28 protein-coding genes and 1 tRNA gene are annotated in these 26,535 nt (G+C 63.0%); 18 read left to right on the top strand and 11 right to left on the bottom strand.

What is annotated here, in order from left to right; genetic code table 11:
* The first annotated feature begins 93 nt into the window (after nucleotides 1–93).
* Entirely contained in the window at nucleotides 94–360 is a 267-nt protein-coding gene (locus tag F600_RS0114815; RefSeq protein WP_040631614.1) for a response regulator transcription factor, read from the top strand.
* Here the strand turns inward: F600_RS0114815 and F600_RS0114810 are convergent.
* On the bottom strand, nucleotides 357–929 hold the full coding sequence (locus F600_RS0114810) for a DUF3558 family protein (RefSeq protein WP_156024593.1): 573 nt from the start codon (nucleotides 927–929) through the stop codon (nucleotides 357–359). The genes F600_RS0114815 and F600_RS0114810 overlap by 4 nt on opposite strands.
* 267 nt (nucleotides 930–1,196) lie before the next feature.
* Here F600_RS0114810 and F600_RS0114805 point away from each other — a divergent pair, with 267 nt between their 5' ends.
* Nucleotides 1,197–2,033: a neutral zinc metallopeptidase gene (locus F600_RS0114805; protein WP_018161403.1), complete on the top strand. Its 837-nt coding sequence runs from the start codon at nucleotides 1,197–1,199 to the stop codon at nucleotides 2,031–2,033.
* Nucleotides 2,034–2,051: 18 nt separating this feature from the next.
* On the opposite strand, the gene F600_RS0114800 is transcribed toward F600_RS0114805, so the two are convergent.
* The 3 genes from F600_RS0114800 to F600_RS0114790 form a co-directional block, all read right to left on the bottom strand.
* Nucleotides 2,052–2,125: transfer RNA gene (locus tag F600_RS0114800), tRNA-Ile, on the bottom strand.
* Between the two features lie 14 nt (nucleotides 2,126–2,139).
* Entirely contained in the window at nucleotides 2,140–2,694 is a 555-nt protein-coding gene (locus tag F600_RS0114795; protein WP_018161402.1) for a DUF4333 domain-containing protein, read from the bottom strand.
* Nucleotides 2,695–2,780: 86 nt separating this feature from the next.
* Nucleotides 2,781–4,565 (bottom strand): DUF4012 domain-containing protein, encoded by a 1,785-nt coding sequence (locus tag F600_RS0114790; RefSeq protein WP_156024592.1) that lies wholly within the window; start codon nucleotides 4,563–4,565, stop codon nucleotides 2,781–2,783.
* 97 nt (nucleotides 4,566–4,662) lie between these two features.
* Between F600_RS0114790 and F600_RS0114785 the strand changes: the two genes are divergently transcribed.
* The gene (locus F600_RS0114785; RefSeq protein WP_156024591.1) at nucleotides 4,663–4,995 is read left to right on the top strand and encodes a hypothetical protein; all 333 of its coding nucleotides are present in this window, start codon (nucleotides 4,663–4,665) and stop codon (nucleotides 4,993–4,995) included.
* 55 nt (nucleotides 4,996–5,050) lie between these two features.
* Here F600_RS0114785 and F600_RS30485 read toward each other — a convergent pair whose 3' ends face one another.
* Both F600_RS30485 and F600_RS28420 read right to left on the bottom strand, forming a co-directional pair.
* A complete protein-coding gene (locus F600_RS30485; RefSeq protein ID WP_018161399.1) occupies nucleotides 5,051–5,611 on the bottom strand; it encodes a DUF4333 domain-containing protein in 561 nt (186 codons plus the stop codon).
* 53 nt (nucleotides 5,612–5,664) lie between these two features.
* A complete protein-coding gene (locus tag F600_RS28420) occupies nucleotides 5,665–7,341 on the bottom strand; it encodes a DUF4012 domain-containing protein (protein ID WP_245541538.1) in 1,677 nt (558 codons plus the stop codon).
* Nucleotides 7,342–7,553: 212 nt separating this feature from the next.
* Here F600_RS28420 and F600_RS0114770 point away from each other — a divergent pair, with 212 nt between their 5' ends.
* The 15 genes from F600_RS0114770 (at nucleotide 7,554) to F600_RS0114700 (ending at nucleotide 20,725) form a co-directional block, all read left to right on the top strand.
* Nucleotides 7,554–7,781, top strand: coding sequence for a hypothetical protein (locus F600_RS0114770; RefSeq protein ID WP_018161397.1), 228 nt, complete (start codon nucleotides 7,554–7,556; stop codon nucleotides 7,779–7,781).
* A gap of 89 nt (nucleotides 7,782–7,870) precedes the next feature.
* A complete protein-coding gene (locus F600_RS0114765) occupies nucleotides 7,871–8,605 on the top strand; it encodes an MBL fold metallo-hydrolase (protein ID WP_018161396.1) in 735 nt (244 codons plus the stop codon).
* A 108-nt stretch (nucleotides 8,606–8,713) separates the two neighbouring features.
* Nucleotides 8,714–8,944 carry a hypothetical protein gene (locus tag F600_RS31890; protein ID WP_162141421.1) on the top strand — a complete coding sequence of 77 codons (231 nt, stop codon included), beginning with the start codon at nucleotides 8,714–8,716 and terminating at the stop codon, nucleotides 8,942–8,944.
* A gap of 73 nt (nucleotides 8,945–9,017) precedes the next feature.
* The gene (locus F600_RS0114755; RefSeq protein WP_018161394.1) at nucleotides 9,018–9,635 is read left to right on the top strand and encodes a TetR/AcrR family transcriptional regulator; all 618 of its coding nucleotides are present in this window, start codon (nucleotides 9,018–9,020) and stop codon (nucleotides 9,633–9,635) included.
* Nucleotides 9,636–9,772: 137 nt separating this feature from the next.
* Nucleotides 9,773–10,774: an oxidoreductase gene (locus F600_RS0114750; protein WP_018161393.1), complete on the top strand. Its 1,002-nt coding sequence runs from the start codon at nucleotides 9,773–9,775 to the stop codon at nucleotides 10,772–10,774.
* A gap of 9 nt (nucleotides 10,775–10,783) precedes the next feature.
* The gene (locus F600_RS0114745) at nucleotides 10,784–11,749 is read left to right on the top strand and encodes an oxygenase MpaB family protein (RefSeq protein WP_018161392.1); all 966 of its coding nucleotides are present in this window, start codon (nucleotides 10,784–10,786) and stop codon (nucleotides 11,747–11,749) included.
* A 62-nt stretch (nucleotides 11,750–11,811) separates the two neighbouring features.
* A complete protein-coding gene (locus F600_RS0114740) occupies nucleotides 11,812–13,218 on the top strand; it encodes a cytochrome P450 (RefSeq protein WP_018161391.1) in 1,407 nt (468 codons plus the stop codon).
* On the top strand, nucleotides 13,215–13,412 hold the full coding sequence (locus tag F600_RS0114735) for a ferredoxin (RefSeq protein WP_018161390.1): 198 nt from the start codon (nucleotides 13,215–13,217) through the stop codon (nucleotides 13,410–13,412). The genes F600_RS0114740 and F600_RS0114735 overlap by 4 nt, the downstream gene beginning before the upstream one ends.
* Before the next feature lie 2 nt (nucleotides 13,413–13,414).
* The gene (locus tag F600_RS0114730; RefSeq protein WP_018161389.1) at nucleotides 13,415–14,968 is read left to right on the top strand and encodes a succinic semialdehyde dehydrogenase; all 1,554 of its coding nucleotides are present in this window, start codon (nucleotides 13,415–13,417) and stop codon (nucleotides 14,966–14,968) included.
* A 34-nt stretch (nucleotides 14,969–15,002) separates the two neighbouring features.
* On the top strand, nucleotides 15,003–15,806 hold the full coding sequence (locus F600_RS0114725) for an SDR family NAD(P)-dependent oxidoreductase (RefSeq protein WP_018161388.1): 804 nt from the start codon (nucleotides 15,003–15,005) through the stop codon (nucleotides 15,804–15,806).
* Between the two features lie 14 nt (nucleotides 15,807–15,820).
* The gene (locus tag F600_RS0114720; protein ID WP_026306554.1) at nucleotides 15,821–17,014 is read left to right on the top strand and encodes a thiolase family protein; all 1,194 of its coding nucleotides are present in this window, start codon (nucleotides 15,821–15,823) and stop codon (nucleotides 17,012–17,014) included.
* Nucleotides 17,015–17,016: 2 nt separating this feature from the next.
* Entirely contained in the window at nucleotides 17,017–18,213 is a 1,197-nt protein-coding gene (locus F600_RS0114715; protein ID WP_018161386.1) for an acyl-CoA dehydrogenase family protein, read from the top strand.
* On the top strand, nucleotides 18,210–19,229 hold the full coding sequence (locus F600_RS0114710) for a phosphotransferase family protein (protein ID WP_018161385.1): 1,020 nt from the start codon (nucleotides 18,210–18,212) through the stop codon (nucleotides 19,227–19,229). The genes F600_RS0114715 and F600_RS0114710 overlap by 4 nt, the downstream gene beginning before the upstream one ends.
* Nucleotides 19,226–19,969: an SDR family NAD(P)-dependent oxidoreductase gene (locus tag F600_RS0114705; RefSeq protein WP_018161384.1), complete on the top strand. Its 744-nt coding sequence runs from the start codon at nucleotides 19,226–19,228 to the stop codon at nucleotides 19,967–19,969. Before F600_RS0114710 ends, F600_RS0114705 begins: the two co-directional genes overlap by 4 nt.
* A 177-nt stretch (nucleotides 19,970–20,146) precedes the next feature.
* On the top strand, nucleotides 20,147–20,725 hold the full coding sequence (locus tag F600_RS0114700) for a TetR/AcrR family transcriptional regulator (protein WP_026306552.1): 579 nt from the start codon (nucleotides 20,147–20,149) through the stop codon (nucleotides 20,723–20,725).
* A gap of 81 nt (nucleotides 20,726–20,806) precedes the next feature.
* On the opposite strand, the gene F600_RS28415 is transcribed toward F600_RS0114700, so the two are convergent.
* The 5 genes from F600_RS28415 to F600_RS0114675 all read right to left on the bottom strand — a co-directional run bounded on the left by F600_RS28415 (nucleotide 20,807) and on the right by F600_RS0114675 (nucleotide 26,508).
* Nucleotides 20,807–21,154, bottom strand: a complete 348-nt coding sequence (locus tag F600_RS28415) for a YybH family protein (protein WP_018161382.1) — start codon at nucleotides 21,152–21,154, stop codon at nucleotides 20,807–20,809.
* Nucleotides 21,151–22,362, bottom strand: coding sequence for an NAD(P)/FAD-dependent oxidoreductase (locus F600_RS0114690; protein ID WP_018161381.1), 1,212 nt, complete (start codon nucleotides 22,360–22,362; stop codon nucleotides 21,151–21,153). Before F600_RS0114690 ends, F600_RS28415 begins: the two co-directional genes overlap by 4 nt.
* Entirely contained in the window at nucleotides 22,359–23,972 is a 1,614-nt protein-coding gene (locus F600_RS0114685; RefSeq protein ID WP_018161380.1) for an AMP-binding protein, read from the bottom strand. The genes F600_RS0114690 and F600_RS0114685 overlap by 4 nt, the downstream gene beginning before the upstream one ends.
* Before the next feature lie 138 nt (nucleotides 23,973–24,110).
* Nucleotides 24,111–25,187 carry an oxygenase MpaB family protein gene (locus tag F600_RS28410; RefSeq protein ID WP_018161379.1) on the bottom strand — a complete coding sequence of 359 codons (1,077 nt, stop codon included), beginning with the start codon at nucleotides 25,185–25,187 and terminating at the stop codon, nucleotides 24,111–24,113.
* 7 nt (nucleotides 25,188–25,194) lie between these two features.
* Entirely contained in the window at nucleotides 25,195–26,508 is a 1,314-nt protein-coding gene (locus F600_RS0114675) for an FAD-dependent oxidoreductase (protein ID WP_081628884.1), read from the bottom strand.
* Nucleotides 26,509–26,535 lie beyond the last annotated feature (27 nt).

The following is a 26,535-nucleotide window of genomic DNA, read 5'->3' as shown; positions in this document are numbered from 1 at the left end:
GGGCCACGTGGTGATTTGGGAGGCCTGGACATCCCTACTATTTCCCTAGTTCGGCTCGTTAGTGGGCGCATCAACGACGTGGAGGACGAGCGCATGACACTCTCTCCTGTGCGAACCAGCACCCGCCAATTCCGCAGCCCCGAGCTCTCCGCACGGGAAGAGCAAGTGCTGCGTGCGTGGCTCATGTGCGACACCAAACAGGAAGTCGCCGACAGCCTCTTCGTTTCGGTCGGCACCGTCAATACGCACCTCGGACGAATTCGCTCAAAGTACGAACGCGCCGGCCGCTCCGCCAACACAAAGGCGTCGCTTCTCGCACGCGCGCTGCAAGACGGAATCATCCGCCTCGACGAGGTCTAACGCTCCCACTGCTTGAACCAGGGCTCCACTGCGGTCGCGATGGCCTTCGCTTGATCGCAGTGCGCCTGCTGGTCGTTGTAAACGAGAACGAGCATCAGTCCGAACTTGAAGTCGGTGATGACACCGCACACCTGATTGCCGAGCGCAGGACGAAGGAATGCCTTTCGGCCGGCAATTTCGGTTGGCTGGAACAGGAAGCCGTTGAAACCGTCCACCAAGGACTGTGTGTCCTGCGCACGGAAGTCGATCGCCACGCGCAGATCCGGATTGTCGATGACGTAGTAGCGACACTGGGTCGCCTTGACCGTCTTCCCTGGGCCCGCGATGCTGTCTCGCGGCACGGGGCGCTTCCAGAAATTCTTCAGCCCCGCTTTCTGCAAGACGTTATGCGAGATGTTGCAGGGGTCCGGCAGATGAATCCTGGGCTTGATCTGTGACGCCGTCGACGGGACAAACGACTCATCGGCCGGATCGTTCGCCCCTGGTTCGTAAGTCGGCGACGGGTGCGTGCATGCGGAGATCGCAGTCGCAACCAATAGGGCCGCCAAGGCTCTTCCCGGCAAGGACATGCAGAGATTCAAGCACGCAATCTCGTCGGCATCCGGCAACCTGAAATATCGCCTTTGTTCGGTGATCAACCGCAAACGTGATCTTGGTAGGGCGCGCCGAACGGCTGCGTTATCTCCTCGGCACCAAGACCCAACTCAAGTCGCGACACGATAACGATCAGTCAAGCCGCGGCGGCATTCGATTTCGATCAGGGCAATCCGGGCGCCCTCTTTCATCCGGTTGAACACGATGAGCTATCAATCGGCCTGCGTGTCCCAGGGGGAGTCATGAGGAAACTAGGAGTTTCCGCGGGTGCGGCGGTCGCTATCGCGATCGCCTCGTCCGGAGTCGGCCACGCCGCGGCGATGACTCCGGACATGCAGACGGTGTACTCGTCCGCAGTGGATTTGGTCAGCAAGTACTGGGCTGCGCACTACTCCGACTTCTTCGCAGGCACCTATACGCCTCCCAAAGTCATCGGACCCGACCAGACGTCCGGCAGTACCGCGTGCGGACGCGTCGACACCAACGACTCGATTTACTGCCACGACGACCACACGATCATCTACGGCACAAACTATTTGGGGCGCGCGGACCAACTCGGTGATCTGTTCATCTACGAGGTGGTGGCACACGAGTGGGGCCATGCGATTCAACAGAATTTGAAGTCGGGCTTCGTGGAACTCGTCGCTGACTGTCTCTCCGGCGCGGTGCTCGGCGTGAGCGCCAAGGCGGGCAATAAAGCCCTTGAAGGTAGCGATGGGGCCGCCGCCGAAAAGATCTTCAATGACTTCCTTGGCGAATCGCGACCAGCGACGCGGCCCGAGGACCACGGGACCGCGGAACAGCGGCTCGGCTCATACCTGAAGGGCTGGAACCTTGGGGTGACTGGCTGCCTCGACAGCAAGTACTTGAAGCCCCAAGCACCCACGCCAACGACCTCGACTCCAGTCCCGCCGGCCCCCGCGGTGGAGCCCAGCCCAGCGCCAACAGGTGGCACGACACCGCCGCCGGCCGCGCCGGCGCCTACCGCGGCTCCCGCTCCGCAGGGCGCGGCGACTCCCCCATCGGATACCGGCACCGAGATTTCGGATCTGCTGAACAGCCTCGGGAGCCTCTCCTGAGGCCCGACACGACATTTGTGGGGCGGGTGGGGCTCGAACCCACGACCAGCGGATTATGAGTCCGCGGCTCTAACCGACTGAGCTACCGCCCCTTGGCCTGACGATCTTATCGGGGCTCGCCGGCCACCTGAACGTCGAACTTCACATCGTCGCCGCTGACTTCCCGGACCGTGACAACCGCGTCGTAGACATCCGAGCCGTCATGGATGTAGCACGTTGTCGTGGCGCCGACGACCGCCGGAAGATCGTTCGGGCAGTTCACCATGTCAGCAGGACGTCCGGTCTTGGCCAGGATCTGCTCGGCCACCTGCTTGGCGACGTCCTCACGACCGACGTAGACCTCAGGCTGCGTCGTCGGCGCGTTGAGCGGCGCACCGGTGTCGAGTTTGAAGTCGACGTTCTTGCCGTCGACCTTGACGACCGTCACGGTCACCAAGTGGTCGACACCATCGTCGGTGACCACGCACGTCTGCTTCTGTTTGACCTCGCCGCGCAGCGCGGACGGGCACTTCACCTTCTGCGGGTTGTGCCCCCACTCCTTCGCCAGACGCTCGAACACCTGGTTCTCGAGGGTGTCCTTGTCGACGATCGGGATCTGCGCCGTACAACCCGCAATACCGGCCATTGCGATCGCGGCGACCAACAACCGACCGAGCTTCATGCGCTTCCTCTCGACTGCGCGAGCGATTCGCCCGCAACTGAGCCCTGCAAGGATATCGGTGCGCAGCGATCAACGTGAACCGGAGATCAGCAGGCCGGCACGCTCACCTTGACCGGACCGTTCTCGATGAGCGGTTGAACGTCCAGAGTCGGTGTTCCCTTTGCGGCCGGCTCCGACAGATTGAACACGAGGTCGACCGGCTCTCCGGGAAAGAGCGCGAGGACGAGGAAGAACACAGGGTGGCCACGCTCGACGCCCTCACCAATCGCCTCGGTCACCGGGTCTCCATCCCGGGTAATCGACGTCAGTTCGGCACCGTCGGTCGCATACAGGTAGACCGTGACGACGTTCGTCCCCTTCGGACCGTTGAATCCGATGATCTTGTCGACGTAGTCCGGAAGGTTGCCCGGCGCGGTATTGGTGAGTGTGACACTGACTTGGCTGTCCCGCCGACCGTCTTTGCAGTCGCCGGCCGTGTACGCCAGGTCGCGGCGCAGGTAATAGTCGAGCTTGCTTGGACCAGAGTTGATCACGGTGACGTTGGCATAGGGGGCACCAGTCTCTGGTATCTGGTGGCCGAGCGACGTCTGCTCGAGGACCTTCTGCTCGTCGTCGTGTGCGCTCCAGATCATCAGGCGGTGTTCGTTGGCAGCCTTGCCTGCCGCTTCGATGAGGGTGGGCAGACGGCCCCCGCCCGCGGCGAGTTTGTTGAAGACGGAGGAGGCGATGACCGTGAGGAACTTCTTGCGGGCCAGCTGATCCGTCGGGAAGCGGTCGTACACCTCTGACTCGGTCAGATGGACGACGTTCTGACTGGTCACCTTCTCACCGTTGGGCAACGTGACTTCACCAATCGCGGCCAGCACGTAGCTCAGCGCGACCGGGTCGACAGCGATCACCCCGTCAACATTTGTCTTCCAATTCTTTTGCGCCATGTCTCGCCAGATTTTGGCCGCATAAGGGAAATGCGGACTGATATTGGAATTCGACCAGAGGGAAGTCGCCTCCATTTCGCCGTAAAGCTGGTCAAATTCCGGACCTAATTCGATACCTTGAGAAACACTTCCCAGATCGTAATTCTGCGCGAGGCGGTCGATCGAAATATTTCCGGCCGTCGCCTTCAGCAGCGCGGTACCACCGAGGAGACCTCCGGTCCCCCGCAATTCAGCATTCGTCTGAAATGCCACGAGGTACACGCGATCTCCGTGTGCCCCCAGCATCGACGGCGCCAGCTGGGTGGCCATACCTGCGTTGACCAGCACTTCGTCCAGCTCTGCTACTTGTTTGCGAAGTTGGTCGCGGACGTCATTCACAGTAGATACAAAACGCGCATCGGGGATTTTGGCGGCGGCGACGCGAACATTCGCCATTGCCGCGACCGCTTCTGCAATTGGCTGGTGCGCGCGCGAAAGCTGATCAACGTTTAAACCACCTCCCACCAGCCGTAATTGATCGAGGTTGAGCACGCGACCAGCAGCGACAAGATGTGGCATAACGCCATCAGTAAGGCTTGAGACGGTATCTGAAATGCCTTCGAGGGCATCGAGCGGATCGCCAAAGAACGGAACCGCGGCAACTATTCGGCAAGGGGTCGACCGCAGTGCGTCGCGTGCGTTCGTGGCCGCTTCGCCGGCTGCGCGAGCCTGCGCCTCGGCTGCGGATTCGTCACCGTTCACGATCGCCGAGCGCGCCGCGACCACGTGCGCACGCACTGCCTCCAGGGAGGATTTGGCAGTGTAAAGGTTCCAGGCAAGCCACGCAGCGAAAACGCATAAGGCACTCAAAACCATGATCAATATGCGTTTACGTGGACTGCCTGATTCACGCTCCACAGCGTGGGCAGGTCGCTTTTCCAACTCGACACCAAGCATGAAACAAACTTATCGGTATGCCCTAGTCAAGAATAGTCGGGTTTGATAGATTATCTAAGCAGACCGCGGCAGAGCCGGGATTCCAAGAGGTGCATTGATGAAGACAATGACGAACGCCCTTCGAATTGGCCTGGCCGCCGCCACGATCGCGGTGGGTAGCGCCGTCGTGACCGCACCGCCTGCGTCAGCCGATTTCAACCGGATCTGCAACACCCTGCCTGCCATGGACTTCCACATGGGCCCTAAGAAGGGCTATCCCCCGCGCTACCGCTTCCACATGCATCTGCGGGCCCGAACGTTCTGTCACGTCACCCTGCCGTTCACCTCGACGGGCTCCGGCAGCGTGAACGTGAACCCGCCCTTCAACCACCCGCCGTTCAACTTCAACCTGGGCCGCATCACCTTCAGCGGATTCGCGAACGTCAGCTAGGTTTCGACAACTGTGGCCGGGCTCTTGAGGAGTCCGGCCACAGTCGTCTTCGCACCTATCGCGGCTTGGCGGAAATCCCGATCTCGAACTCCACGTCAACACCCTCGACCTTCGTCGCCCTCACCGAAACGTCGAAGACATCACGGCCCTCGTGCAGGTAGCAGGTGACACTCGCGTCGAGCTTGACCGGCAGGTCTTCCGGGCAGACGACACGGTCCGGCGCCTTGCCATCCTGAGACTGCGCAAATTCGGTGACCGCATCGACCAGTTCCGCCTTTCCGATCATGGGTCCGTCGATCGGCTTTCCAGGCTCCTGGACGGGCTCACCGCTCATGCTGACGTCGAAGGAAACCTTGTCGCCCTTCACCTCGGACGCGGTCACGACAACGTGGTAGTCGACGCCGTCGTTCTTCATCGTGCAGGTCTGCTTCGTGCCCTTCACCGCTGTGAGTCCGCCGGGACAGGTCACCGACTGTGGCTTGTAGCCGAGAGCAGCTGTCAGCTTGTCAAAGAGCTGGTGCTCCAAGGATTCGCGCGAAACTTCCGGTGTCGGCGACGAACAGGCGCCGACGGCCACCACCGACAGACCGATGGCGAGCGCTCCCCTGAATCTCATTGCCGCCCTTTCACAACACGCAAATGCGTCCCGTCAGGATATTCGGTCAAAGCTCAGCACGCGGGGACGTCCACTCGCTTCGTGCCGTTGTCCACGAGGGGTTGCACGGCCAACGTCGGTGCGCCCTTACTCGACGGCTCGGACAGCTCGAACCTCACGTCAATGGGCTCGTTCGGAAACAGAACAACCGTCAAGAAATAGACCGGGTGCCCACGTTCGGCACCTCGACCGATCGTGTCGAGAACCGAGACACCGTTGATCGACACCGCCTTCAGTTCAGAGTCGGTCGTAGCGTGCAGATAGATCGTTTCCACATTCGTCCCGGGCGGACCTTCGACTCCCTCGATTTGATCGACGTAGTCCGGCAGATTGTCTGGCGCGGTGTTGGTCAACTTGACGGCGACGCTGCTTTTCCGACGATTGTCTGTACAACTCTCGGCGGTGTAACTCAGCTCACGCCGCAAGTAATAGTCGAGTTTGCTTGGCGCAGAATTGATGATGGTCACGTTCGCATAGGGTGAAGCGGTCTCCGGCACCGCGTGAGCGAGTGGAGTTTGTTCGAGAACCTTCTGCTCTTCAGGATGTGAACTCCACACCATCACACGGTTTTCGCTGACGCCCTTACCGACGCCTTCCAGGATTGCCGGCAAGCTTCCATTTCCCGCAGCCAACTTCTCGAGCACAGCCGCCGCGATCGTCGTCAGGAACTCCTTCCGCGCCGTCTGATCAGTCGGAAACCGCTCGTATACATCAGATTCCGTGAGCTTGACCACGTTGTCGCTGGTGACTTCCTCGCCGCTCGCGAGCGTGATGGGCCCGGTCGCCTTCAGCAGGTAGCTCAGTGCGACGGGGTCCACCGCGATGGCGCCGTCGATATCCGTTGCCCATTCTTTGCGCGCAATGTCTTGCCAAATCTGACCGGCGTACGGGAAATGCGGACTGACATTCGAGTTGTACCACATCTTGGTCGATTCCAAATCGCCGTAAAGGCCATTGAAATCGGGGCCCAGATCAATTCCCCAGTCGAGCGCCTTCAATTCTCGATTACTGCCGAGACGGTCGATGGAAACCCGCCCATTATTGGCTCGCAACAATGCCGTACCACCGATAAAGCCGCCAGTGCCGCGCAATTCAGCGTTGGTCTGGAAGGCCACGAAGTAGACGCGTTCGCCGCTTCCGCCGAGCATCGATGGCACCAACTGAGCAGCGCGCTCGGAGTTCGAGAGGAGGGAGTCAAGCTCGGCAACCTGTTCGCGAAGCTTCGCGCGAGCATCTTCGACGGGCGGAGCGAACCGCGCGCTAGGGATCTCCGCCGCCAGGGCCCGCACGTTGTCCATCGCGTGAACTGCCGCATTGAGCGGTTCTCTTGCACGTGACAGCCGCTCTACGTCAAGGCCACCCCCCGGTAGGCGCAGGTGATCGAGGTCGATCGCCTCGCCGGCGTCGATGAGGTGGGGCAAAACGTCGTTCGTCACTGCTGACACCGTGTCCGAAATGCCGGTGGCGGCGACGACCGGTGAGCCCACGAACGGGATACCAGCAACTATTCGGCACGGCAAAGAGCCGAGTGAAGACTGTGCATCAGCCGCTGCCGAGCGCGCCTGCTCGGCATCCGACTTCGCGGTTTTCGAGTCGCCATGCGAGATCGCTTCCCGCGCGGACAGGACGTGGCTGCGAACCGATTCGAGCGACGACTTCGCGTCAAGCAGGTTCCATACGAACCAGCCCACGAATACGGTGAACCCAGCAAGAATTACGAGCAAAACACGCTTACGCGGACTCACAACCACTATTGCCCTGTCAGTCGATTGAATGAATTACCACTTTCAAACAGCAGATAAGCGGGATATGGCGCCTCTCCGGTGCGCAAGTTTAGCCACGGTTTGATACTTTATTGCTGCCGAGGACACCGGTCCGGCAGCGAATTAGTGAGAGGTTGGCCATGGGGAAGACGACGACCGCCCGACGAATGGTGCTTGGAGTTGTCGCCACCGCGATCGGCGTTTCACTGCTCTCGTCCGCGCCGGCATCCGCGAAGGCCACGAAGGTCTGCACCACGATTCCGGCCCACGACATCATCATCGGCAAGAAGACCTATCCAGCTCGTCCCGGCAGCGTCATCCACGTTCCGGAGAAGACGGTCTGCCGCGTCGTGTTCACGCGACACTAATCGACTCAGTTACTGTGTCCGGGTCCCATGGGACCCGGACACAGTCGTTTCTCGAGGTGGTCCTGAACGTCTGACGGAAGGCCGCCGCCATGCATATCGAACAGACGACCGACCGTTCCTACCTCGTCACTACCGAGGGCGTGAACTGGACGATCCTGGCCGACGACACTGGCGTGACGCTCGTCGATGCCGGCTATCCGGGCGATTACGCCGAGGTTGTCGACTCGCTGCAGCAGATCGGGCACAGTCTCGACTCCGTCCGCGCGGTTCTGGTCACCCACGCGCACGTCGATCACATCGGTTCACTCCCCCAGCTGCTGTCGAAGGTTTCAGTACCCGTCTACACCTCGACTGAGGAAGCCCGCCACGCGCGGCGCGAGTACCTTCAGCAGGCAACGCCTCTCGACGTCGCAAAGAACGCGCTCCTGCCCGGGATACTCCGGTGGTCGATGCACATCATGGCGAAGGGCGCGATGAAGAAGGTCGCCGTGCCGACGGCGACCGGAGTTCCGCTCGACGTTCCCCTCGATGTTCCGGGCAATCCGGTGCCGTTCCTGGTGCCTGGCCATACGGACGGACACACGTGTTATCTCGTCGGCGATGTGGTCATCACCGGCGACGCACTGTGTACCGGCCACATGCTCAGCCGGACCACCGGCCCCCAGATACTGCCCGCATTCTTCGACCACGATCGCGTGGAACATCTTTCGACGTTGTCGACGCTGGCATCGGTCGCCGCGACGGTGATGCACCCGGGCCATGGACCCGTTCATCGTGGGTCCATGGCCGAGGCGGTGGAGAAGGCGCTCGCCGGCCGCCACTAGCGTCCTACCCCGTACGGCAATCGCTATGAGTGCCAACCATGACGCACTTGGACGATCCCTTTCACGAGCGCCATGGTCGACGCCTTCCGCGCGAAGGTGAGCAATTCCATGCCAGGGATCGCCCGCCGGCGCTGGGGCATCCCCGCAGTAGCCGATCCCGTACTCAACGTTGCATTCCAGATGACCCGGCCGCCCCTCGCTTTGCTCAGCGTCCCGGCAATCGGCGATCGGGTAAACCGGTGGCCCCTCGGCCCCGATGGCTTTGCGCTGGTGGAGAACGCGCGCATGCTGCAGAAGCAGCAGAAACAGGCAGTGCCCACTCCCGAGCTCGCCGCCTGATCCGAACGAACCTGACGACGACCCACTACGATGGACCCTCGATGACCACGCAACAGATCGCCGGAGGCTGCGAATGACGGCTTCGATCAATCCAATTGACGTTCCGGCGTTCGACGCGGTCTCCATCAAGATCCTGGAAGCGGCGCTCGCGGAGTTCACCGAATTCGGGCTACGACGCGTCAGTGTCGACGATATCGCCGGTCGCGCAGGCGTCCACCGCACGACGATCTACCGGTACTTCAAGACCAAGCAGGAGATCATCCAGGCGGCTGCGGCAAAGTGGATCCAAGACCTCTTTGTCGCCGTAGCGATCGAAGTTGGTGCGCAGCCCACGATCGAAGATCAGCTTGTTGAAGGCTGGGCGACGTGCTTCGGACGCATTCTGGATTCTCCTCTTGTTCAGCGAATCCTCTCTACCGACACCGACGCCGGGGTGCGCGCGGTGACGGTCGACGGCGGTCCGGCACTAACAATGGTGAGCGGAATGTTCGCCGTCTGGCTCAAGCAAGCCTGCAACACCGACATAGGTGGCGACTTTGATCCCGAAGGGCTCGCGGAGATCGTCGCGCGTCTTGGCCTGTCCATGGTCTTGACACCGCAAAGCCACTTCCACCTCGACAGCGCCGACGGGCGGCGGGAGTTCGCTCGTCGCTATCTCGTTCCCTTCCTGCCCGCATCCAGGCAGTCCTAACCCTTGTCCCCAAACGGGCCCGCGCAATCGCGCGGGCCCGTTTCGTCTTTACAGACAGTCGCTGAACCCCTTACAGAACGAGCATTCTGTTTGGATGCTACATTCCATCACAAAGTGTTGTGTTGTAGACTGTGAACATGAGTCAAAAGTTCAAGGCGATGGTTGCCCGCGAAGCCGACGGCAAGATTGTTGTGGCCGCGGAAACCGTCAACGAGAAGTTCCTGCCCGCCGGTGACGTCACGATCAAGGTCGAGTACTCGAGCGTCAACTTCAAAGACGCACTGGCCGTGACGCCGCGCGGTGGCGCCGTTCGGGACTACCCCTTGGTTCCCGGGATCGACTTGGCCGGCGAAGTCGTCGCATCGAAGAGCCCGGACTTCAAAGTTGGCGACCGCGTCCTTGCACACGGCTACGGAATCGGAATCTCGCAGCACGGCGCCTACGCCGAGTTCGCTCGGGTTCCGGCCGGATGGGTCGTGCCCCTTGGCGAACTCTCGGCTCGAGATGCCGTCACCATCGGTACGGCCGGATTCACCGCCGCCCTGAGTGTTGAAGCGCTCACCAAGCACGGCCTCACGCCAGCTGACGGACCGATTCTGGTCACCGGCGCAACCGGCGGAGTCGGCAGCGTCGCTGTCGATCTGCTGTCGGCCGCGGGCTTCGACGTCGTCGCTTCCACCGGCAAGCCGGAGGCGGCTGACCTGCTGAAATCGCTCGGTGCGTCATCGATTATCGGCCGGCTTCCCGAGGATCCGAGTGCACCGATCCGCCCCCTCGGTCGCGAGACCTGGGCAGGTGCCGTCGATTGCGTTGGAGGCAAGACCCTCGCTCACGTGCTCAGCACGGTGAAGTATGGCGGCGCGGTTGCCGCGAGCGGTCTGACCGGCGGTCCCGACCTTCCGACGACCGTTCTTCCGTTCATCCTGCGTGGCGTCTCGCTGCTCGGCATGGACTCCGTCCAGGTCGACATCGAGCGGCGTCGTGCACTCTGGCAGCGACTCGGCACCGACCTTCGGCCGCGCCACCTTGCTTCGCTCGCTCACGAAATCCCCGTCCGCGACGTCGTATCCGTGATCAACCAGGTACGTGCGGGCCGGAACACGGGGCGGACCGTCGTTCGCGTCGCCGGCGGATTCTGAGAGGTATCTATGACCGCCACGAACGGGCACGACCACGCCCCATTTCAGAACAAGTTCGACGAGCATGTCGGCGATGGATTGCCAATCCTGGCTGAGCCCGACGCCAGCGTGGCGCTCGATGCTCCGCGCCTTGGCGCTGACTCGCTGATCTGGAAGTACTTCGGCGACTGGCGAGTTTCGCTGTTCGGCTTCCAACGCATTGCTGGAACCGAGACCGTGATCGCGCAAATCGGTACCGCACTCTACGAGCATTCGGCGGTGTGGAACGACGCTTTGGGGCGAGGCCAGCGGACCATCCGCAACCTCATGCAGGTGATCTATGGCGACGACCAACAAGCCTGGGGTCACAAGGTTCGCGACTATCACAAGAACATCAAAGGATCGATGGACGACGGGACGCGCTACCACGCCCTGAGCCCGGAGCTCTGGTACTGGATCCATGCCACGTTCGTCGACGCCGTCATCTACAACACCGACATGTTCGTGCGACGGCTCTCGTACGCGGAGAAGGTGCAGATCTTCGAAGAGGGTAAGGCCTGGTATCGGCTGTACGGAGTCAGCGATCGTTCACAACCGCAGACCTACGACGAATTCCTCGAATACTGGGAGGACATGGTCAGCCGCGCCGTGCCCACACACACGCTGATGTATGGCACTGGCTATCTCCGTAAGGGCGTTCCCCGCCCGAAGGGCGTACCCGGTCCCGTGTGGAAACTTCTCTCCGCGCCGCTGAACGTTTACGGACGGACGATGATCGTCGGCACGCTCCCACCTCAGGTTCGCGCGACCTGTGGGCTCGAGTGGAATGACCGGCAGGAGAAGAGATTTCAGCGCGGCGCGGCGCTGATCCGCAGACTCAATCCGGTCTTCAACCGACTGCCCGTCAACGTTCTCTACCAACCCCGGGCCGCGGACGCCTGGGCACGCGAGGGGATTGATCCCCGCAAGATCCACAACAAGTCCATCGGCGCCTGACGTCGTGCACCACTCCGTTCGCCTTCCCGTCCTGGAAGTCGACACCGAAAGAGGAGTCATCAATGAAGATGCCGCAACACTCCACTCATCCGTTCCCGCCGCCTCCGGGTAGCGACCTCAAAGCCATTCCGGGGCATGCGGGTCAATTGCCGTACGTCGGTGACACGATCGCCCTCATGCAGGATGTGAACCGCTACCTGAAGGAGGGATACGAGGCGGATGGCCCGATCGCGTGGCGTCGCCTCTTCGGCTTCAACATCGTTGCACTCACCGGGCCCGACACCTGGGGCGTTGTGCACCAGAACCGGGACAAAGCGTTCTCGCATGCCGAGGGCTGGAGTCGGATGATGGGCGCGTTTTACCACGACGCGATCATGCTCAAGGACTTCGACGACCACATGTTCCACAAGCGAATCCTTCAATCGGCGTTCGGGCGCGCCAAACTCCTCGGCTACCTGGACGGCATGAACCAGACGATCGATGCCACCCTCGATACGTGGCCTGCCGGAAAGGACTTCCGCGTCAGCCCGGCCATCAAGCAGATGGCGCTCAACATCGCGACCAAGACGTTCATGGGCGTGGAGCCGGGCGAGCGCGCGGACAAGATGAATCGTGCCTTCGAGGACATCCTCGAAGCGCTCGGTGCGATCGTCCGATTCAGGACGCCGGGCTCGCGCATCAAGATTCCCGTGTTGGACAAGCACCTGCCCGGCACGACCTGGGCGCGCGGCCTGAAAGGACGCGCATTCCTCGAGCGCGAGATAGGCCGGCTGATCCCGGAAAAACGGGCCGGCGACGGTAGCGACCTGCTCAGCGTGCTGTGCCACGCGACGTCCGAGGACGGCGACACGTTCACCGACCAGCAGATCATCGATCACATGATCTTCATCATGTTCGCCGCGCACGACACCTCGACCCTCGCGATGACGATGATGGTGCACCACCTGGGCAAGCATCCCGAATGGCAGGACCGGTGCCGCGCGGAAGCGCTTGCACTGGGAGACCATCCGACCTTCGAAGAACTCGAGGGCATGGAGTCACTTGATCTGGTGCTGAAGGAAACGCTGCGGTTGAACGCGCCGGTTCGCCAGATGTTCCGGGCGACCGTCAAAGACACCGAAGTGCTTGGCTACCACCTGCCCAAGGGCACACTCTGCATCGTCGCACCGCATATCAACCATCACTTGCCCGAGTACTGGACGGACCCCGAGAAGTTCGACCCCGAACGTTTCTCGGAAGCGCGTCGTGAAGACAAGGCTTACAAGGACATCTACGTCCCGTTTGGCAGCCACGCCCACAAGTGCATCGGCATGTACTTCGCCGGCATGGAGATCAAGTCGACCCTGCACCAGATGCTGCGCAAGTTCGAGTGGTCGGTCCCGGCCGACTACGAAATTCCCTGGTCCGCAACAGTCCTGCCGAAGGTCAAGGACGGGCTGCCGATTCGATTGGAGAGAAGGCCGTCATGAGAGTCGACGTCGACAAGGCTCGATGCGAGATCAACGGCATCTGTATCGGCATAGCGCCCGATGTGTTCGATCTCGACGACAACGACGAGCTCGCGATATCGAACCCCGTTCCGGACGCGCTCAGCGGCGCTGTCCAACAAGCAGTCGCACAATGCCCTCGGGCTGCGCTGCTCATCGTGGAAGACCAGGTGTAGCCATGGCTGTTCCGTCACGCGCCGACCTCGAGCGACTGCGTACTCTCGTTGCGATCGACGACGTCGATTCGCGCCCGAGTAAGCCGATCACCGAGGTGTTCACCGGCACTGAGATCGCCACGATCCCCGTCGGCACCGCCGACGACGTTCTCGCCGCAATCGCCAACGCGCGTACAGCTCAACGCGAGTGGGCCGCCCGTTCGCCGAAGAAACGTGCAGAGGTGCTGGAACGTTTCCGCGGCCTCGTGTTCAAGCATCGCGAGTTCCTGATGGACGTGGCGCAGGCGGAAACGGGCAAGTCGCGTTCCGCTGCCCAGGAGGAAGTCGTCGATCTGGCGCTCAACGCGCGCTACTACGCCAAGGAGGGACCGAAACTTCTTGCCCCGCAACGCGTGCAGAGCGCGATGCCGGGAGTGATGAAGACGGTCGTGCACCACCACCCCAAGGGTGTCGTCGGCGTGATCGCGCCCTGGAACTATCCGATGTCGCTGTCCATCTCCGATGCCATTCCCGCCCTCATGGCGGGCAACGGCGTGGTGATCAAGCCCGACAGCCAGACTCCGTACTGCACGCTCGCAAATGTGGAGCTGCTGTACGAGGCGGGCGTCCCTCGTGACCTCCTCGCCGTCGTGCCCGGACCGGGCTCGGTCGTCGGCACGGCGCTCGTGGAGAACTGCGAGTACCTGATGTTCACCGGATCGTCTGCCACGGGCCGACTGCTCGCGGAGCAGGCCGCGCGTCGACTGATCGGAATCTCCGCCGAGCTCGGCGGTAAGAATCCGATGATCGTCACCAAAGGTGCAAACCTCGACGTCGTCGCTCAGGCCGCGACTCGGGCGTGCTTCTCGAATGCGGGCCAGCTGTGCATCTCGATCGAGCGGATCTACGTCGAGGAACCTGCCTTCGGCGAGTTCGTCGAGAAGTTCGGGCAGAAGGTGCGCGACATGAAGCTCGGCACTGCCTACGACTTCACCGTCGACATGGGATCGCTCATTTCCGACGACCAACTCGCCACGGTGTCGGGTCACGTCGAGGATGCCAAGGCGAAGGGCGCAAAGGTGATCGCGGGCGGCAAGCATCGTCCCGACATCGGACCGCTGTTCTTTGAACCCACCGTGCTCACCGGTGTCACCGATGACATGGAATGCGCGCGGAACGAGACGTTCGGACCACTGGTGTCGATCTACCCGGTCGCCGACGTCGAGGAAGCGATCACGCGGGCCAACGATTCGATCTACGGGCTCAATGCCAGTGTGTGGGCACGCTCCAAGTCCGAGGGCGAGGCCATCGGTATGCGACTGCGCACCGGCACGGTCAACGTCGATGAGGGCTACGGTGCCGCGTTCGCCAGTACCGCAGCCCCGATGGGCGGCATGGGTGCATCCGGCCTCGGCCGTCGCCACGGCCCTGAGGGCCTCCTGAAATACACCGAGGCACAGACGATCACGACGACCAGCTTCATCAACGGCGACCCGCCGTTCGGACTCCCGAACGCGATTTGGCAGGAGGCTTTCCTCCCGCTCTTCCAGGTAGTACAGCGCCTTCCCGGCCGCTGAGCCGAACTTCTATCGCCACAAGGGAGTGTGCGGAATGACTGTTGTAGCAATTACCGGCGGCGGCCGGGGAATCGGGCGTGCGATCGCCGAGCGGTTGGCTGCCGACGGCATGCGGGTCGCCATCGGCGACGTCGACGTAGCGTCGGCACGCACCGCCGCCACCGAGATCGAGGGGGCCGTCGGGCACCATGTCGATGTATCGGACGCGGCGAGTTTCGAGCGGTTCATCGACGAGGTCGAAGCATCGCTCGGTCCGATCGACATCCTGGTGAACAACGCCGGCATCATGCCGATCGGCCCGTTCCTCGAACACGACGTGGCACTCGCACAACGAGCCGTCAACATCAACCTGCACGGTCCCCTGAACGGCATGCGTGCAGTCCTGCCGAGGATGAAGGCGCGCGGCGGCGGACACATCGTCAACGTCGCCTCCACTGCCGGGGTGCGCGGCGTGCCGGGCGGGGTGGTCTACTCGGCCACCAAATTCGCGGTCGTCGGAATGAGTGAGGCCGTTCGGCAGGAGTTCGCTGCGGACAACGTCACTGTGACGACGGTGCTCCCGTCATTCACCAACACCGAACTCATTGCGGGAACCAAGGGACTCAAGGGAGTTCCGACCGTGGAGCCCGCCGATGTGGCGAACGCCGTCGCCAATGCGATCGCACGCAAGCACGCGACGGTCTTCGTCCCCGGTTACCTCGAACCCCTCGCTGCCCTGCAGCGGCTAGTCCCTGGTTTCGTCCTCGAATTTCTGACGAAGTTGACGGGCGCTGACCGGGTATTTCTCGACGTCGACCACAAAGGTCGCACGTCCTACGACAAGCGAATTGCTGGCTGATGGCTGGAGTGAACATGAGATCTGCGGTAATCGTCGACGTGGTGCGTACCGCCACCGGCAAAGGCAAGCCCGGCGGCGCGTTGTCGAACGTGCATCCGGCAACTCTGCTCGCCGGCGTGCTGGCTGAACTCGTCGCCCGCAACGACATCGATCCGGCACTCGTTGACGACGTCATCGGCGGCTGTGTGTCGCAGAGTGGTGAACAGACCTTCAACATCAGCCGGACCGCGGCCCTGGCCGCCGGCTTCCCCGAGTCCGTCCCGGCCACGACCGTTGACCGGCAATGTGGTTCGAGCCAGCAAGCCGCACACTTCGCGGCGCAGGGTGTGCTGTCCGGTGTGTACGACGTTGCCATCGCGTGCGGTGTTGAATCGATGAGCCGCGTGCCGATGTTCTCGAGCGCGCAGGGCAAGGACGCCAACCAGGGCCCGGTCGCGCACCGCTTCCCCGACGGCTTGGTGTCGCAGGGCATAGCGGCCGAGATCCTCGCGGGACGCTGGAAGCTGGACCGGGACAGTCTCGATGAGTTCGCAGCGCGTTCTCACCGACTTGCCGCCGAAACGGCAGCGGCCGGCGGATTCGGCCGCGAAATCGTCGCCGTGGACACCGTCGACGCTGATGGCCGACCGATACGGCATGACCGAGACGAGACAGTCCGTGCATCAACCACTGCAGCCGGGCTGGCTGGTCTGAAGCCGGCGTTCACCGATCCGGAGATGAAGGCACGTTTCCCGGAGATCGACTGGTCGATCACCCCGGGCAATTCCTCTCCCCTGTCCGACGGCGCATCGGCGGCGTTGATCATGAGCGAGGAGAAGGCGCTTGCACTGGGGCTCACCCCGCGGGCGCGTTTCCATTCATTCTCGGTCGTCGGCGACGACCCGTTGCTCATGCTGACGGCGGTCATCCCGGCGACCCGGAAGGCGCTGGCACGCGTGAATCTGTCGATCGATGACATCGACGCTTTCGAGGTCAACGAGGCATTCGCACCGGTCCCGCTGGTGTGGCAGCACGAACTCGGTGCCGACCCGGCAAAGCTGAATCCGCGCGGCGGAGCGATCGCGCTCGGCCACCCCCTTGGCGCGTCGGGCACCCGCATTCTCGCGACGATGGTGAACCACCTCGAGCAGACCGGCGGGCGCTACGCGCTGCAGACGATGTGCGAGGCCGGCGGCCTCGCCAACGCGACCATCATCGAACGGATCTGAGCGTGGCTATCGACTTCGAGTTCGACGGCTCTGTCACCGAGACCGTCGAGCGCACGAAAGCACTTGTGCGCGAACACATCATTCCCGTGGAGAACGAATACCGCGGCTCTGCGCACGATGCGCCCGATGCACTGCGCAAGCAGTTGCAAAGCGTGGCCCAGGTAGCGGGCGTCTTCGCTCCGCACGTCAGCACCGAGTACGGCGGTCTCGGTCTCAACATGCGCGACCGTGCGCCGGTGTTCGAGGCGGCCGGCTACTCGTTGTTCGGACCGCTCGCGCTGAACTGCGCGGCGCCGGACGAAGGCAACATGCATCTGCTCGAGATCGTCGCGACCGAAGCGCAGAAGGAGAAGTTCCTTCGACCGTTGGCGACCGGCGACACCCGATCCTGTTTTGCGATGACCGAGCCTGCTCCCGGAGCCGGTTCCGACCCGACGGCGCTGGCGACCACCGCGACGAAGACCTCCAACGGCTGGGTGATCAACGGCCACAAGTGGTTCATCACCGGCGCCACCGGGGCTGCCTTCTCGATCATCATGGCGCGTACCAGCGGTGAGCCCGGTTCGCGCGGCGGTGCCACGATGTTCCTGGCGGACACGAACACCCCGGGATTCAACATCCAGCGTGACATCGAGACCCTCGATATCAGCATGTTCGGCGGGCACTCGGAGATCGTCTTCGAGAACCTCGAAGTGGGCGACGACGCCGTCCTCGGAGAGGTCGACAAGGGCTTCGAGTACGCCCAGGTGCGCCTCGGACCCGCCCGCATGACGCACTGCATGCGCTGGCTGGGTACCGCACGCCGCGCGGCGGATATCGCCGCGGACCGGGCGAACACCCGAAAAGCGTTCGGCGCCAAACTCGGCGACCTCGGCATGATCCAGCAACTGGTCGCCGATAACGAGATCGACATCGAAGCGAGCCGCGCGCTGATCCTCAAGGCCTGCTGGGACCTGGACACCGGAAATCCGTCGGCACAGATCACTTCGATCACGAAGACCTTCGTCGCCGAAGCGGTCAACCGCGTCGTCGACCGGTCGCTGCAGATCTGCGGGTCGCTCGGAGTTTCCGGGGATGCCCCGCTGGCTCGCCTCTATGCGGAGGTTCGTCCGTTCCGGATCTATGACGGCCCGTCCGAGACGCACCGCTGGGCGATTGCCCGTCGCGTACTGCGCAACATCGAGAAGGGGAAAGCGTGACCGCCACGATTGCAGGGTTGGATCTTGTTGCCCTGCAACGATTCTTCGAAACGAACGTGCCGGACCTGGCGGGGCCGCTCGAAGCGTCGCTGATGGCAGGCGGCAAGTCGAACCTCACGTACCGACTCGGCGACGGCGTGCACGACTGGGTACTGCGCCGTCCGCCGTTGGGCCCGCTGACGCCCACCGCACACGACATGTCCCGCGAGTTCCGAATCGTCAAGGCGCTCAACCAGACCGACGTGCCCGCCGCCGAGGCGGTCGTGTTGTGCGAGGACGAGTCGGTGATCGGCGTGCCGTTCGCGGTCGTCGCGTTCGTCGCCGGCCGGTCATTGCAGGACGGCAATGACACCGAAAAGCTGACCACGGCGGAGGCGCGCGACTGCTCTCTCGCCCTGGTCGACGCGCTCGCGCAGCTGCACGCAGTGCCGTACGCCGAGGTCGGTCTCGGTGAATTCGGCAGGCCCGCAGGCTATCTGGGACGTCAGGTCAAGCGTTGGCGCGGTCAATGGGATCGGGTGGCCACCCGCGAACTCGACACCCTCGATCAGCTTCGTGAAGCACTCGAAAAGGCCATGCCGGAACAGTCCGGGTCGACCATCGTCCACGGCGACTACCGCCTGGACAACACGATCATCGACCCGACGGACTTCGGGCGGATCGCCGCGATCGTCGACTGGGAGATGGCGACCCTTGGCGACCCGCTCGCCGATGTCGGCCTGCTGCAGGTCTATTGGGATCCGAGCAGCGAACCAGTGCTCGGTGTTCGGCATGCGCCGAGTGCGAATCCGGGTTTCCTCAGCGGAGACGAGATCGCCGACCGGTACGCCGCCGTCACGGGTCGCTCGCTGGACAACCTGGCGTTCTACCGGGCACTGGGCTACTTCAAGCTCGCCGTCATCGCCGAAGGCATCCACCAGCGCTTCCTCGCCGGGAAGACGATCGGTTCGGGATTCGACACCTTAGGCTCGGCGGTTCCGCTGCTGCTCGACCGCGGACTCGAGACGCTCGCATGACGAACCCGAGAACGGCACTCGTCACGGGCGGGTCCCGGGGCATTGGCGGGGCGATCGCTGAACGTCTTGCGGCTGAAGGCTATTCGCTCACCATCGCGGCTCGGCAGGAAGCCGCGCTGCTTGACGCCGCACAGCGCTTGCGCAAAGTCCATGGCGTAGAGGTCCATACGGTCGTCGCGGACATGACCGACGAGGACCAGGTTCGAGCCCTGGGCGCAGCACATGCGGAGAGGTTCGAACGCCTCGACGTCCTCGTTCTGGCCGCGGGGCTCGGTACTGCCGGACCGGTGGCGACGATGTCGAAAAAGACGCTCGAGCTGATGCTCAACGTCAATCTGCGCGCTCCGATCGCACTACTTCAGGAAACGCTGCCGCAGCTCCGGAAGTCAGCCGCGCTCGAACCAGGGCGGGGCGCGAAGGTCATTGCACTCGCATCCATGGCCGGAGTCGCCGGCGAGGCGGGCCTCGCTGCCTACGGGGCGACCAAAGCCGCACTGATCTCGCTGTGCGAGACGCTGTCCCTCGAGGAGTCGTCCGCGGGAGTCGCCGCGACCGCCATCTCCCCCGGCTACGTCGACACCGACATGACCGCCTGGAAACGCTCACAACTCGACCAGGCGGCGATGCTCACGACCGGCGACATCGCGGAAATGGCGATGGCGATCACTCGACTTTCGTCGAATGCCGTTGTCCCCAACATCGTCATCTCGCGAGCGGGCAGTGAACTCTGGCGCGCCTGACGATTGGTCAGGTGGGTCGCACCACCTGAGTATCAATTGTCTTCGCCCGGCGACTCCAAGCACCAATTGCATTCACCACTCGGCTTCATCAAGGTGTGGCACATTCCGGCCTCGCAGTGAAGGGCGGTGAATCTCGTAGTGATATCCGCGCACAGCTCAGCACCCAACGACCAGTCCGTGTCCGCTGGCGTCGAGTCGCGAGTCATCGAAGCAGCGATCGAAGAATTCACCGAGTACGGAATCCGTCGCGTCAACGTCGAGGACATCGCGCGTCGCGCGGGCGTGCACCGTGTGACGGTCTATCGCTATTTCAAGAACAAGGACGAAGTCGTCACAGCGGCCGCAATCGCGTGGCTCGGCCGATACTTCACCCGTATCGGCAGTGCAGTGAAAGACCTGCCAACGATAGAAGAACGCCTGGTGGAGGGCTTCGCGCTCGCACTACACACCATCCGCACCGAGCCTTTGGCCATCCGAGTTGTCCAGAGCGAACCCGAGACAGCGCTCCCGTACCTCACCACGAACGGCGGAGCAACGATCGCGGCCTGCCGAATGTTCTTCGCCGCGCAACTTCGCGTTGCTAGCGACCTCCCGGAAGACGTCGATCTCGACGGCGTGGCGGAGATGGTGACCCGGACCGGGATGTCGCTTCTCATGACGCCGGACAGTTACCTGGACTTGCACGATCTCGACGCTATCCGCCGCTTCGCGCGGACTTACATCGCGCCGCTGCTGTCCGCCCGCAACCGCCAATGAAACGACCGGGTCGACGGGGTGTTCAGGTAATCGAAGAGAGTTCCTTCGGCGATGCCGGCCTGAAACCCGGTTTGCCGCGGCTTACGCCGAGTCGTAGGTCGCGGCAAACGAATGCACGACCTTCTTGCCATCGCGAACGACGATGGTGTCCGCCGCATACTTCGAGATACCGCCGCTCCATTCGCAGAACGCGACGTCACCTTCGACCTTGACGTTGCTCAGGTCGACGCTCGCTCGTACGTCCGCCGGGTAGTACTGCTCGAACACGGCCGGATAGAACCCTCGGATCGCGTCCTTGCCGACGAAAACTCCGGCGCCGTTGATCAGCACACCGTCCTCGGCCCAGTCAGCCATAACGCCGTCGACATCGCCGGCACGCCAGGCCTTCAGATGACGCTCCAGAACTGCACGGGTTTCTTCGGTAGTCATTTCGCGAAGGCCTCTCGGTGAAGGGTCGGGATGTCTAGATCTGCTGCCTTTTGCCCAGTGACGATGGCCTTTCGGCACCGCAGCATCATTCGTGGATCGTCGAGGATGACCGCACCGACGCAAATACCCTCCGCGTTTGCGTAGACCGCGAGGAAGCCAGGCTCATCTGCGCTTCCACGGGTCACCGCCACGTGGCCGAGCGATGGGCGTCCGATGATCTGAATTCGGCGCCCGTACTGATCGGACCAGACATACGGGGGCTGTGAAGTCGGAGAGGGCGCACCCATGATGGCGGCCGCAACGATCCCACCGTGTTCACCCGCATTGGTCCAGTGCTCGATTCGGACTGGTGTCTGGTAGATCGGATGCTGTCGTAGCGCGATGTCGCCCGCCGCGAAGATCTCCGGGAACCCAGGTACCCGCAGGTTCTCGTCGCATTCGACACCGTTGCTGATGGGCACTCCGGAGTCCGCGAGCCATTCCGAGTTTGTTTGAGTCCCGATGCCAATGACAACCAGGTCGGCGGGCAGGGTACGTCCGCTGGCCAGCTCGACGCCGGTCACTCGGTCCGTGCCGAGGAACCCGGAAACCTGTTCGCCGGCAAGCACCGTTACACCGTTGAGGGCGTGCAGCCCGGCTAGTTGACGGCCGACGCCTTCCCCAAGAATGTGCGCGAGCGGCGTCGCCTGCGCCTCCACAATCGTCACCGAGGCGCCGTATTTCACTGCTGCCGAGGCGAACTCGGCGCCGATGAACCCGGCTCCGATCACGACGACCTGTTTTGCCCGAGGCAATTCGGCGCGTAATTCCCGGGCGTCCTCCGCCTGCCGGAGCGTATAGACACCCGCGAGTCCATCTGTGCCGGGCAACGTGCGCGGCCGGACGCCGGTGGCGATCACCAGCGTGGAATAGCCGAATTCTCGGCCGTCCGCAGTATGAACGACCCGGCGGTCCGGGTCGAGTCGCACAGCGCGAGTAGCGATATGCAGGTCAATCTCGAGCGCGCTCACCTCATCTGAAGACAGCAGCGGAACCGCCGTACCCGGGCTGCTCTCCGCAAGCATCTCCTTCGACAACGGTGGCTTGTCGTACGGAAGTTCGGTTTCCTCGCTCAGCATCGTGATAGAGGCCTGGCATCCCGACGTACGCAACGCCTGCGCGGTGCGTACGCCGGCCACGGAGGCGCCGACAATCAGAATGTCGCTCACGGCTGGGCCTCCTGAAGGGCATCGAGGGTGCGCCGGAGCACCTTCCCCGATGAACCGCGCGGCAAGTCGGGAACGAAAATGACGTCCCTCGGCATCCGTGATCTGGACAGTCGGGCGCCCAGATACTCACGGACGTCATCGACGGCGAGAGAGTCGTCTGCCGGCACGATGTAGGCGCGAAGACGCTGGCCGAAGTCAGGGTCATTGACGGGAGTCACGGCAGCGTCCGCGATGTGCGGATGGGCGAGCAACGCCTGTTCGACTTCTTCGGGGAAGACGTTTTCTCCACCCGAGACGATCATGCCGTCGGAGCGACCCGTCACATGCAACGCCCCTGCGGCGTCGAGGTGGCCGACGTCGCCGGTGTCGAGGAAACCATCGGCGCGGCTCTTCGCGGTTCCGTCGGTGTATTTGTCGATCTGCGTCGGTGTGCGAACAAGAATGCGCCCGGTCGCCCCGACTGCAACGGGTTTGTCGTCACCGTCGAGAATTCGCACAGTTGTGCCCGGCGTGGGCCGACCGGCGCTGTCGGGAGACACCGCCAGATCCTCGGGTGTCGCGATGGTGATGTACGCGGCTTCAGTTGAGCCGTACAGATTGTGCAGAACCTGCCCGAAGGCGTCGGTGACACCGCTGACGACGGACGGATCGAGCCGTGCACCGCCGCTGGCGACGATGCGCAGCGCACGCAGATCGGCGCGTGCCACCTCTTCTTCGAGGGCGAGCACCCGACGAAGCATGGTGGGTACCGCGATGAACACGGTGCACTCGTGGGCTTCGAGATCACGGACCGCGCGGGCGGGATCGAACCGGCGATGAAGCACGAGCGTCGCGCCCAAGACCAGTGCAAGGGTGGCAATCGACAGGCCCCAGCCGTGGAAGATCGGCGCGGAAAGCAGGATTCGATCGTTCGGTCGCAGCGGTATCTTGCGAAGCAGGCCGGCTGGCAGCAGCGCGGTATTCATGTTGTCGCGAGGCGCGCCCTTCGGGGTACCAGTCGATCCACTGGTGAGGATCACCAACGCCGCCCGCTGAGCCGGCCGCGGCGGCAGCGTGCTGGGATACGCGGCACGCAGGCGCTTCGTGGAGTGCAACGGCTCGACATCCGCCCACCACGTACACCAGCGCTTTCCCGCGAAACCTTCGGCAGCCGCACCGAACTCCTCGTCGTAGAGCAGACATTCAAGACGTTCCCGAGCTGCGACGTCAGCTACTTGCTGACGGCTGAAGTCGGAGTTCAGGAGCACGACGCGCGCACCGATAGCGTTCGCGGCAAAGAGTGCGATCACCGACTCGCTGTGGTTGCGGCAGAGGATCCCTACACCCGGGCGACTCGGCGACAGCTGTGCACGCAAGGCGTACGCAAGCTGATGCGTGCGGCGTGCAAACTCGGCAAACGTCACTTCCCCTCGGTCATCGATAATGGCGACTCGATCGCCGTGACCGGCGGCACAGAAAGCCGGTAATCCACCCAATGGGCCCAGTTGGACAATCGCACGTCCGCCCGCCACGAGTGCGCGCGGATCCGTCGGCACTATTCCGGCACGACGTAGTACCTCGACGGCAGCGATCTCATCGCGGAGCCGCGTCAGACGGGTGGGGATCTTCATGGAAAGCCTTAGATTCTTGCGCGCTCTGTAGGGCTTGAATTCCCCACTCGCGGCTTACGACATAGAGACAGTTAGCGTATTACTGTAGCAACTGGATAGACGGGCGCAGTTCGCGAACGGTCCACGGGGCCTATGGCGTCAGTCCTTCAGGTACTCGAGATCCGAGAATCCAGGGATGCTCGTACGCCCACGAAGCACGCGCCGGCGTTCGGTCCGCGCGACCATGTTGAACAAGTAGGCGTTGTCGCCGCGCCACGGTTTCCCATACGCCTTCGTGAGCCGCCTTGAGACGGACATCGGCTTTTCCAACCGCGACGCACGGATAGCCCTCGTCACCGCCTCGAATCGCGCGGCGTCGGCGAGGTTGTACGTGAGCCGGTACTGTTCGCGAACCCACGGCGGGAGACTGCCCTTGAGGATCAGCTCCATGATCGACTGAATGGGTTTCATGAAAAGCGGCAGCGGCAGGCCGAAACTCAGGTGGTAACCCATCGCTTTGGCATCGTCGCTGAGGCAGAGTTCGCCGCTGTTGATCCGGCCGTTCCAATATTCGACGAAATCCGGATAGGTCGCGGGCATCAAGCTGCGGTCCATCCCGAAAAGCTCGCCGAACAGCCGGTAGTCCTGCCACAGCTGCTCACGCTCGGCGTCGGTGAGTTTGGCGACGAGCAACTCGTAGAACGTCAGTGCCGCGTCGAACATGGACCCGACCGTCCACAGTTGCTCCTCGGGGCCGAATGCCGAATAGGGCGTTCCGGCTTTCCAGGTCCCAACGTTTCGAGGGATGACACCCTCGACGGATTCGTGCATCTTGTGCACCCGGGCAAGCGCCGCGTCCGCTTCGGCTTTCGAACCGAAGAATACGGTTTCGAAGACATGGCCAGTGTGCGCCATCCGGAGGAAGAACCGTTTCCGGTTGAACGCGTGAATGGCTGTTCCGGAGAACACCCGTGGGTCCAGCACGAGCGTCGTCATGGCGCGCGGCCCGAACAACAGGCCTACCGCATGCTCGGACTGGACCCGGCGGATCATCGACCCCTCCGGAAAGTAGCCGTCGTCCGAGGCGGGGATCAGATCGTCATCACCGCGAAGCAGCAGCAGGTCGGCGCCGCGGGTCATCTGGGTCCGCACCGCCTCGTTGCCGGCTCGCAGCAGGTCGTCGAATTTCATGCGGACCTCCGCTGCAAACACCGATCGCTCGGTCTTGGTGTCCATTATCGGATCACCCCGCGCTAACGCGAAGCAGTTCGCCCAGGTCGCTGAGCTTGACGCGCGGACGCCCTTGACTGCGCCCGGCGGTGCGCTCGACGTCGTCGATCCGGCGCCATCCGGCGATGTCGACCACGTGACTTTGGCGCTCGCGCAGCGCCTTTTCGACATCGGTGCGACTGAGCGTTCCCGCAGTATGCAGACTCCCGGCCGTCGCGTCGGCAAGGAACGAGCGAACGGTGTCCCGCGCACACTTCTTGTTGGTACCGATGATTCCCTGGGGTCCGCGTTTGGCCCACCCAGTGACATAGACGCTCGACACGGTGGCCTCGCCGTCGACAACTCGCCCCTCACGATTCGGAATGGTTCCGGAACTGGCATCGAACGGCAGACCAGGCAACTCGGTTCCGAAGTAGCCGACCGCCCGCAGGACGAGCCCGGTTTCGATGACCTTCGTCTCGCCGCTCGGCCGGGCCACGACCTGCCCGTCCGGTCCGGGTTCGAGCCGGTTGCGGCCCACGACGAGTGCATCGACATGGCCTTCCCCGCGCACCTCTACCGGGGATGCGAGAAAGCGCAACACGATCCGACGGGGGTTACCGGTCGCCCCGCGCTTGGCGTATCGCCGCAGAGTGTCCAGCTTGCGTGCGGTCGTGGCATCGGCTCCACGAACCTCAGCAAGATCATCGCCTTCGACGACGATGTCAACACCGTTGAGCTCATCGAACTCCTCGAGCTCTGGGTTCTTGAACGCAGCATGCTGAGCATCTCGGCGACCCAACACGACAACTTCGCGGATCCGGCTGTTCCGGAGCGCCGCCAGAGCGGTGTCTGAGATATCGGTCTTCGCCAGGACATCTGGATCAGTACTCAGAATCCGGGCCACGTCCATCGCGACGTTGCCGTTGCCCACGACCACGGCACGTTCGCCGCTCAGGTCAGGAGCAACGCCATTGAAGTCCGGATGCCCGTTGTACCAGGCCACGAACTCGCGCGCCGAGAGGCTACCGGTCAGATCCTCGCCAGGAATTTCCAGGTGAGCGTCGCCGCTTGCCCCGGTCGCATAAATCACCGCGTCGTACCACTGGGCCAGCTCGTCGGCCTTCACGTCGCGACCGAGTTCAAGGTTGCCGAAAAACCGGAATCCCGAAAAATCGGCCACCTCGTCAAACACCGAGGCCGCCTTCTTCTTTTCCGGATGATCCGGCGCCACTCCGTGACGAATCAGACCATAGGGGGTTGGCAGGCGGTCGAGCATGTCCACCTCGACGGCGACCTTCGGGCCCTTTCCGCCGAAGCCGGCCAGCAAGTGCTTGGCCGCATACATGCCAGCTGGCCCCGATCCGACGATCGC

It is taken from the genome of Smaragdicoccus niigatensis DSM 44881 = NBRC 103563 (assembly GCF_000380645.1).
Lineage (GTDB): Bacteria > Actinomycetota > Actinomycetes > Mycobacteriales > Mycobacteriaceae > Smaragdicoccus > Smaragdicoccus niigatensis.
This window is presented reverse-complemented; position numbering and strand designations above follow the sequence as displayed.

Coding starts and splice junctions, on each gene's coding strand:
- F600_RS0114790 (WP_156024592.1), bottom strand. CDS start 4,565: ATGCTTGGTGTCGAGTTGGAAAAGCGACCTGCCCACGCTGTGGAGCGT.
- F600_RS0114675 (WP_081628884.1), bottom strand. CDS start 26,508: ATGTATGCGGCCAAGCACTTGCTGGCCGGCTTCGGCGGAAAGGGCCCG.
- F600_RS0114740 (WP_018161391.1), top strand. CDS start 11,812: ATGAAGATGCCGCAACACTCCACTCATCCGTTCCCGCCGCCTCCGGGT.
- F600_RS0114765 (WP_018161396.1), top strand. CDS start 7,871: ATGCATATCGAACAGACGACCGACCGTTCCTACCTCGTCACTACCGAG.
- F600_RS31890 (WP_162141421.1), top strand. CDS start 8,714: ATGCCAGGGATCGCCCGCCGGCGCTGGGGCATCCCCGCAGTAGCCGAT.
- F600_RS0114785 (WP_156024591.1), top strand. CDS start 4,663: ATGAAGACAATGACGAACGCCCTTCGAATTGGCCTGGCCGCCGCCACG.
- F600_RS0114685 (WP_018161380.1), bottom strand. CDS start 23,972: ATGAAGATCCCCACCCGTCTGACGCGGCTCCGCGATGAGATCGCTGCC.
- F600_RS0114815 (WP_040631614.1), top strand. CDS start 94: ATGACACTCTCTCCTGTGCGAACCAGCACCCGCCAATTCCGCAGCCCC.
- F600_RS0114730 (WP_018161389.1), top strand. CDS start 13,415: ATGGCTGTTCCGTCACGCGCCGACCTCGAGCGACTGCGTACTCTCGTT.
- F600_RS0114810 (WP_156024593.1), bottom strand. CDS start 929: ATGTCCTTGCCGGGAAGAGCCTTGGCGGCCCTATTGGTTGCGACTGCG.
- F600_RS0114770 (WP_018161397.1), top strand. CDS start 7,554: ATGGGGAAGACGACGACCGCCCGACGAATGGTGCTTGGAGTTGTCGCC.
- F600_RS0114725 (WP_018161388.1), top strand. CDS start 15,003: ATGACTGTTGTAGCAATTACCGGCGGCGGCCGGGGAATCGGGCGTGCG.
- F600_RS0114705 (WP_018161384.1), top strand. CDS start 19,226: ATGACGAACCCGAGAACGGCACTCGTCACGGGCGGGTCCCGGGGCATT.
- F600_RS0114735 (WP_018161390.1), top strand. CDS start 13,215: ATGAGAGTCGACGTCGACAAGGCTCGATGCGAGATCAACGGCATCTGT.
- F600_RS0114795 (WP_018161402.1), bottom strand. CDS start 2,694: ATGAAGCTCGGTCGGTTGTTGGTCGCCGCGATCGCAATGGCCGGTATT.
- F600_RS30485 (WP_018161399.1), bottom strand. CDS start 5,611: ATGAGATTCAGGGGAGCGCTCGCCATCGGTCTGTCGGTGGTGGCCGTC.
- F600_RS28415 (WP_018161382.1), bottom strand. CDS start 21,154: ATGACTACCGAAGAAACCCGTGCAGTTCTGGAGCGTCATCTGAAGGCC.
- F600_RS0114755 (WP_018161394.1), top strand. CDS start 9,018: ATGACGGCTTCGATCAATCCAATTGACGTTCCGGCGTTCGACGCGGTC.
- F600_RS0114805 (WP_018161403.1), top strand. CDS start 1,197: ATGAGGAAACTAGGAGTTTCCGCGGGTGCGGCGGTCGCTATCGCGATC.
- F600_RS0114750 (WP_018161393.1), top strand. CDS start 9,773: ATGAGTCAAAAGTTCAAGGCGATGGTTGCCCGCGAAGCCGACGGCAAG.
- F600_RS0114745 (WP_018161392.1), top strand. CDS start 10,784: ATGACCGCCACGAACGGGCACGACCACGCCCCATTTCAGAACAAGTTC.
- F600_RS0114720 (WP_026306554.1), top strand. CDS start 15,821: ATGAGATCTGCGGTAATCGTCGACGTGGTGCGTACCGCCACCGGCAAA.
- F600_RS28410 (WP_018161379.1), bottom strand. CDS start 25,187: ATGGACACCAAGACCGAGCGATCGGTGTTTGCAGCGGAGGTCCGCATG.